The 6,581-nt window shown below is 65.4% G+C and carries 5 protein-coding genes; all 5 read left to right on the top strand.

Annotated features, from left to right (window positions below; translation table 11 throughout):
• On the top strand, window positions 1-1,019 hold a 1,019-nt coding region (locus AC1D1W_RS19235; protein ID WP_476944526.1), incomplete at its 5' end, for a hypothetical protein.
• Window positions 1,020-1,033: 14 nt separating this feature from the next.
• Window positions 1,034-2,650 (top strand): IPT/TIG domain-containing protein, encoded by a 1,617-nt coding sequence (locus AC1D1W_RS19230; protein ID WP_476944525.1) that lies wholly within the window; start codon window positions 1,034-1,036, stop codon window positions 2,648-2,650.
• A 638-nt stretch (window positions 2,651-3,288) separates the two neighbouring features.
• Entirely contained in the window at window positions 3,289-3,909 is a 621-nt protein-coding gene (locus AC1D1W_RS19225; protein WP_243178792.1) for a hypothetical protein, read from the top strand.
• Window positions 3,910-4,902: 993 nt separating this feature from the next.
• Window positions 4,903-5,460: a hypothetical protein gene (locus AC1D1W_RS19220; protein ID WP_243178790.1), complete on the top strand. Its 558-nt coding sequence runs from the start codon at window positions 4,903-4,905 to the stop codon at window positions 5,458-5,460.
• On the top strand, window positions 5,457-6,320 hold the full coding sequence (locus tag AC1D1W_RS19215) for a hypothetical protein (RefSeq protein ID WP_243178788.1): 864 nt from the start codon (window positions 5,457-5,459) through the stop codon (window positions 6,318-6,320). The genes AC1D1W_RS19220 and AC1D1W_RS19215 overlap by 4 nt, the downstream gene beginning before the upstream one ends.
• Window positions 6,321-6,581: the final 261 nt, after the last annotated feature.

Raw genomic sequence — 6,581 nt, 5'->3', positions numbered from 1 at the left:
TCGTGGTGGGGTTTGACCGGGCGACTGAGGAGACGTGGACGCTGGGGATCCGGAACAACGACCCGTCTGCGGAGCGGCACTTCACCTGGGTGGTGGCCGACAGCGAGGCCGAGACGGTCCAGCCTTGGGTGGACCCCGGATCGTTTATCCCGGCGTTCGCGGACCCGTCCTTCACTCCGGCGGGCGGCGCGTCCGGGACGTCGGTGACGCTGTCCGGAAGGAATTTCCACATTGGCATGCCCAGGGTAACGTTCGGTACCGTTCCGGCGGCACTGCTGGCCCCTCCGGCACCGGGTGCTCTGACCGTGTCGGCGCCCGATGGTTTAGTCAATCCCGGGCAGCCGGGCGCAGACTTGCCCGTCAGCGTCGAAACCGCCGCCGGCACCGCCGTAGCCTCCGGTGTTTTTCATGCTGTGCCGCCGGCACCTGCCTTCGCCGCTCCGCCTTTTGCACCCGAACCAGCTCTTCTCGGGAGGAAGCTTCTGCTGCACGGTCGGAATTTCCACTTTGCTCCTGTGACGGTTGAGTTCCGTGCATTGGAGTTTTTTGATGATGATTCTCGCCTTCCTGTTCCTGGGGAAGTCCTCGGGCGACCCAGCGCCACCGAAATGACCGTGCGGATACCGACGGGTGTCTTCGTACTCGGCCCCATCGGTAAAATATCGGTTACGGTGACGACCGCAGGAGGTTCCGTCACGTGCGCCCAGGCGCTTCGGATTCTGGTGGCTCCGCCTACGCCGGACCTTGAGGATTTCAGCCCCTCAGCTGTCGAGGTCGGCGCAGAGGTTACGCTGAACGGCCAGGATTTCGACGGTTCTCCAGTGACTGTCACATTCAGTGTGGAGGGCCAGGCCCCGGTCCCGGCCGTCCTCCTTGAGCCGCCGACAGCGACCCGCATCAGGGTGACAGCGCCAAGCCTTGGCCCTGAAGCGCAAAAACGGGCCCGGATCATCGTCCGGAACCAGTTCGGAAGCAGCGCCAGCRCAGAACTCATCACCATCAACCACGCTGTGGGTTAGGAGGAGGAGCTGACATGGTTTTTGCACTGTTTCCGGATCCGCCGGTGGCGCCACTGGCTGCGCCCGTCGCAGGGCGGGTGGATGCCGGCTTTGCCCAGCTGGCGGGGGAAGCGTTACCGGAGTTTGCCGGGATCTACGCGCGGATGATGTTCCTGCGGGTAGCGATGGTCGGCGGCACGGTGGCGCCGTCGTTGTTCGTGCGGGCAGGGCAGGGTCCGGCCGTGGCGGTAACGGCGACGACGCAGCCGGTGTTCCGGGCCACACGCCCCGAGGGCGGGGGAACCGGTTTCGTGGGGGATGCGTTCCAGGTCCTGCAAGCTGGCGTTCCGGGGGCCGGGACCGTCACGGGCGTCGTGGTGGGGTTCGACCGGGCGACCGAGGAGACGTGGACGCTGGGGATCCGGAACAACGACCCCGGCCGCGAGGGCTACTTTACGTGGGTAGTGGCCGAAAGTGAGGGCGAGGCGGTGCAGCCGTGGGCGGACCCGGCGTCGTTCGTCCCGGCGTTCGCCGATCCGCCGGCGGCGCAGTTCACCCCGGACGACGGGGCGCAGGGCACCCCCGTGATTCTCTCTGGGCGGAATTTCAATGTCGGCATCCCGCGGGTGTTCTTCAGTGCGGCGGAGGCGGCGCTCCTCGCGCCCCCCGCCTCCGGGACCCTGACGGTTGCCGTGCCCGAGGGGCTTCTCGTCTCCGGGGAGCCGGGGGCGGACGTCCCCGTCAGCGTCCAGACCGCCGTCGGCACCGCCGCCGCGGCGACCCCATTCCGGGTGCTGGCCGAGCCTCCGGCGTTCGCCGATCCGGCCTTCGACCCGGTGAGCGGGTGGCCCGGCAGGCCCGTCGCGCTGTGCGGGCGGAACTTCAATGCGGGTAGGACCCAAGTGTTCTTCGGCCACCAGACAGCGATAGTGGTCGGGCACCCTACCGCGACATCCTTGACTGCCCTCGTGCCCGAGGGGCTTGTCCATCCCGGGGAACCGGTTGCGGATGTACGGGTCAAGGTAGAGACACGCGCGGGTACCGCCGTCGCCGGGACCGCCTTCCGCATCCTCCTCTCCGAACCTCCCCAATWCGGTGATCCGCCCTTCAATCAAGTGAGCGGGTGGCCTGGCACGGCGGTTACGCTGTTCGGGCGGAATCTCGACACCGGTACCCCGCAGGTGTTCTTCGGCCGCCAGGAGGCGACCGTGCGCGAGCCCCTTGCGGCTCATAAATTGATGGCTGTCGTACCCCAAGGACTCGTGGCCCCAGGGGAAGAGGGGGCGGACGTGCCAGTCTCCGTCCACACGGTCGCAGGCACTGCTACTGCCAGCGCCACCTTCCACATTGAACCGCCTAAGCCGGAATTTGCTAAGCCGTTCTTGTCAACACAAGAAGCCCAATTGGGCGAGTCGATAACACTGCACGGCTCCAACTTTCATTTTGCCCCCGTGAAGGTGTTTTTCCGGCAGTCATCCGGTGCATTGGTGGTCAAGCAGGGGGCCATTGTGGGCAGGCCAAGCCCTACGGTGATAGACGTACGGGTCCCGTCCTTGCCAGCCCGGGATTTCTTGGTGGTCACGGTAGAGACCGCAGGAGGCTCCGCCATTTGTCCCCTGCGCCTTCGGGTAACCCCCGGCCACCATCTTTAGCCACGCCGGGAGGTTGACATGGTTTTTGCACTTTTCCGGATCCGCCGGTGGCGCCGCTGGGTGTGCGGCTCCAGGGATCCCGTATGGGCTCCATGGAACTGGATCAGGTGCGCGAACTGGAGGAAAATATGTCCCAAGTCCTTCGAAAGCAGGAGCCTTCCCGCCGGTGATAACAACGATGGTGCGAGATGAACGCCCATAGCCGTGGCCACCTAACCGTCTTCGTCTGGGCGGTGGTTCTGTCGTGGCTTCTGTCTGCGTGTATGACGGCAGGCGGCGACCGCGGCGACTCGTTTTCCAGCAGTCCCGTCGCTACTGTAGGCAATGGGCAGAACACCCCGCCGTCGAATCGGCCCACTGACGACACGGACAAGAGCCAAGCCAGTGGAGCGTCCGAAGGGCCCGGCGGCTCTGGCCCTGGCGGCGTGCGAAGTCAGCCGCAAGGCCCGGGTCCTGGTCAACAACCGCTGCCCGTGCCAGGCCAGCCCACTACTCGGACGAAAGCCCCCGAGGCCCCCGGCCAGCTGCCCGCTCCGCCGCCGGGACCGCCTGCCCCCAACCAGCCATCCGCACCGGAGACCGTAGTACTCGAATGGTTGCCGATAGGCCCGGTTGGGCGGGGAGACCCGGTCTGGTACGTGGACCTGAAGGACCTGGACTGCCAGTCGCTCGACGGGTATTCCGAACCTTTTGACACCATGCAAGCAGCGGCAAAGACACTCTGTCTAGGTTTGAAAGGCGACCAGGTTGCCTGGCAGAAAGTGGTCTCTGCCCTGGACACGATGCCGCCGCCACCTTCGGACGACTGCTGGTCCGTAACCGCCTACCATGTGCTCGGCAATGTCGCCGCTTCCCGGAAGCAGAAGCCAAATGCGCTCGTGAAACTTGCTCCCCGCCCCGGGACCGCCTGCGCTCCTGAACTCAAGGGCCTCGAGGACGACGGCGGCATTTCGCCGCCTTCCCTGGTGTGTCCCGGCTCTGTGATCGTCCTGCTGGGGAATGTCACCGGCCTCCCCGTTGGCACCGTTCGTTCGGTTAAGGTGGGAACAACAACGGCGCCTGTACGCCAGCGGCAGAGCTCCACGAATAATGACTACCCCCTTGAGTTTTACTTCCTGGCGCCGCCCCTTAGCGCAGGGGACCCGACCACGGCTGACGTCAGTATCGCCGACGCCGATTGGGTGGTGAAGGGATCTGCTTCTTTCGAGTACGCAGCTGATCAGAATGAATGCCGGCAGACCCCGGGCGTCATCCCGTGACGAAGACCAGCGGACAAGAGCATTCCACTGGTCGCGTACCCCTGCAAGGTCCTGCCCAACGTATAGCTGTAACGTCGCAGTAACGCCACATCCGGACACTGTTGGTGGGGACGTGCAGCAGCGATGCCTTGCGAATAGCAATTCAAGTGAATTATCTGATGCTTATGGCCCCTGGCTTTGCGAGCCACGATGCCTTGCGAGGTGAAAGACATGTCAGTTTTGCTGGCCCATCCCGAAGCCCGTCCTAGCTCAGTCCCGTTGGCTTCCATTCCGGCCATGGAGGGCGCAGGACACGAAAGATTCCCCCGCCACAGGTGCTCAGCGGCCCACAGACCGAGATAGTGCTGATGCACGATGCACTCTTGCAGCCGCCGGCGTCCATTCAACTTTCTCTGGGTGCTGATCTTATCTTTGCTTCTCTCTGCGTGCGTGACGACTAACAGCGACCGCGGCTCGGCTTACAGCGCGCCCGGCACTTCAGCGGATGCCGGCGCGGACACGTCGGCCGGGGCAGCTGCCCCTAGCGGGACGGCGACTGGAGGATCGGGCGGCTCGAACGGATCTAGTGACGGCACCGGTGACGGCCGCAACCAGGCGCAGCGTCCGGCTCCGGGACAACAGCCCGCGCCGCCTTCCAAAGGCCAGCTGCCCGGTCAGCCAGCCCCCGGTCAGCAAGCACCGGGTCAACCAGCATCGGGTCAGCCGGCGCCGGATCCGCCGGCCCCGGGTAAGCCTCCCGCGCAGCCGCCCGGTCCGCCGGCGCCGGGTCAGCCTCCCGCGCAGCCGCCCGGTCCGCCGGCGCCGGGTCAGCCTCCCGCKCAGCCGCCTGGTCCGCCGGCGCCTGGTAAGCCTCCCGCGCAGGAGACCGCCGTACTCGACTGGCTGCCGATCGGCCCGGTAGGCCGAGACGATCCGGTCTGGTACGCGGGACTAAAGGACCGGAACTGCGGTGTCGTTCCGGATTCCGACGATCCCCCCGTCACCGTGGAGCGAGTGGCGCGAAAGCTGTGCCTGGGCCTGAAGGGCCAAAAGGCTGCGTGGGAAGAGGGTGCAGCGGCTTTGGACACGATGCAGCCGCCAAAACTGCCGAATTCCGATTGCTGGTCCGTAAAAGCCTACGAAGTGCTGCGCGATGTGGCTGCTTTCAGACGGCAGAAGCCGGATGTGCCGTTCAAGCTTGCACCCCTCCCCGGCACTGCCTGCCCGCCAGAGCTCAAAGACCTTAGTGTCGTGGGCCGCCCGTCCGATTCCGTCTGTCCGGGCGACATCATCCTCCTGGGTGGAACTCTGGGCGGCCTCCCCGCTAACAGCATCAGTGAGGTCAACGTCGGCACGACGACGGCCAAGGTGGGGCGTCGTGCGAGTCCCCCCGGCGACAGCTACCCATTGGGGGACTTCTACTTCAAAGCACCGACTCCCGTGCAGGGAGCGCCGGCCACGGTGGACGTCACTGTCGCCAAGGCCAAACTTTCGGTGAAGGGAACGGCGTCCTTCGCATACGCGGTGGACCAGAACACGTGCCTCCAAGCGGCGCCGGGCAACATCCCATGACGGAAGCCCACGGTGACGAGCGTTCGTCGTGGTCCCGCGCCCTTGGTGTGGTTTCGGCCATCGGCCCGCCGGTCACGGTGGCGACGGCGCTGCTGTTCTACTTCGGCTGGGCACGTGCGGAAGCCCAGGCAGCGCAGATGGGTCTGGATGTGAGCCTGTTCGGATACGCTGTGCAGGACTACATCCTGATCAGCATCAACGCGCTCTTTCTGCCGCTGGTCTGCCTCCTGGTCGTCAGCGTCGTCTGGGTGGCCCTGGACCGCTGGCTGCGCCGCCGCATCGAGGAGGGCAGCGGCCGTGCGGTCATCGTCCGAGCCGCCGGCATTGCCGCCCTGGCCAGTGGGCTCGTGGTCGGCGTCAGTCTACTTCTGGCCATCGTTGAGCCTGCACGGACGGCGCTGTATACGCCGTACTTGATGGCCCTGGGCGTGCTCGTGGCCACGTGGTGCGTGCGCCTCCGCCGTCTGGGCCGGGACGCCAAACGACCAGCGCTCACCACGGAACAGCGGGCGGTGGAAACCACGCTGGTCCTTAGCATCGTGACACTGTTGCTCTTCTGGGGCACGGCTGACTATGCCCAGGCGCTGGGTCGTCGGCTGGCAGTGAATTTCGAGCAGGGAGTCCAGTACATGCCCCGGGCGGAGGTCTACTCACTCAAGCCGCTAGGAATCGGCACGGATGCCGTCAAGGAGATGAAAGTGGGTAGCGGGGAAACAGCCCTCTACCGTTACAGCGGTCTGCGCCTGCTGGTGCTCAGCGGCGGACGTTTCTTCTTCCTGCATGACGGCTGGACACCGCGGGATGGAACAGTGATAGTGCTCCCGGACGACAACTCGGTCCGAATCGAGTTCAAAAGATAGTTTTGGTTCGGCCAGTTCTGCAGCAGCGGGCCTGGCACAATCGTTTAGCGGCTGTGGATCGGGTCGAACGGCGGGTGCTTCCCTTACCGGGCGGCTAGGGAGTTTACGACGGAGCATCCATGGATTGACGGGCCCACGGGTTACCCGTCTGGCTCCCTGGGCCACCGTGGCCATCTGGGATGCGACGTCGGCCGGCGCCGGCGAAGAGCGGTAAATGGATTGAGAGAATCCGCGATGGCTGCTCATCTCTAGAGGGCGTTG

It is taken from the genome of Arthrobacter sp. P1_B4 (assembly GCF_056406555.1).
The sequence above is the reverse complement of the archived record's forward strand: the minus strand, read 5'-3'. Positions and strand labels throughout refer to the sequence as shown.

Excerpts from the sequence above, each read along its gene's own strand:
- AC1D1W_RS19215 (WP_243178788.1), top strand. The coding sequence starts at position 5,457 with ATGACGGAAGCCCACGGTGACGAGCGTTCGTCGTGGTCCCGCGCCCTT.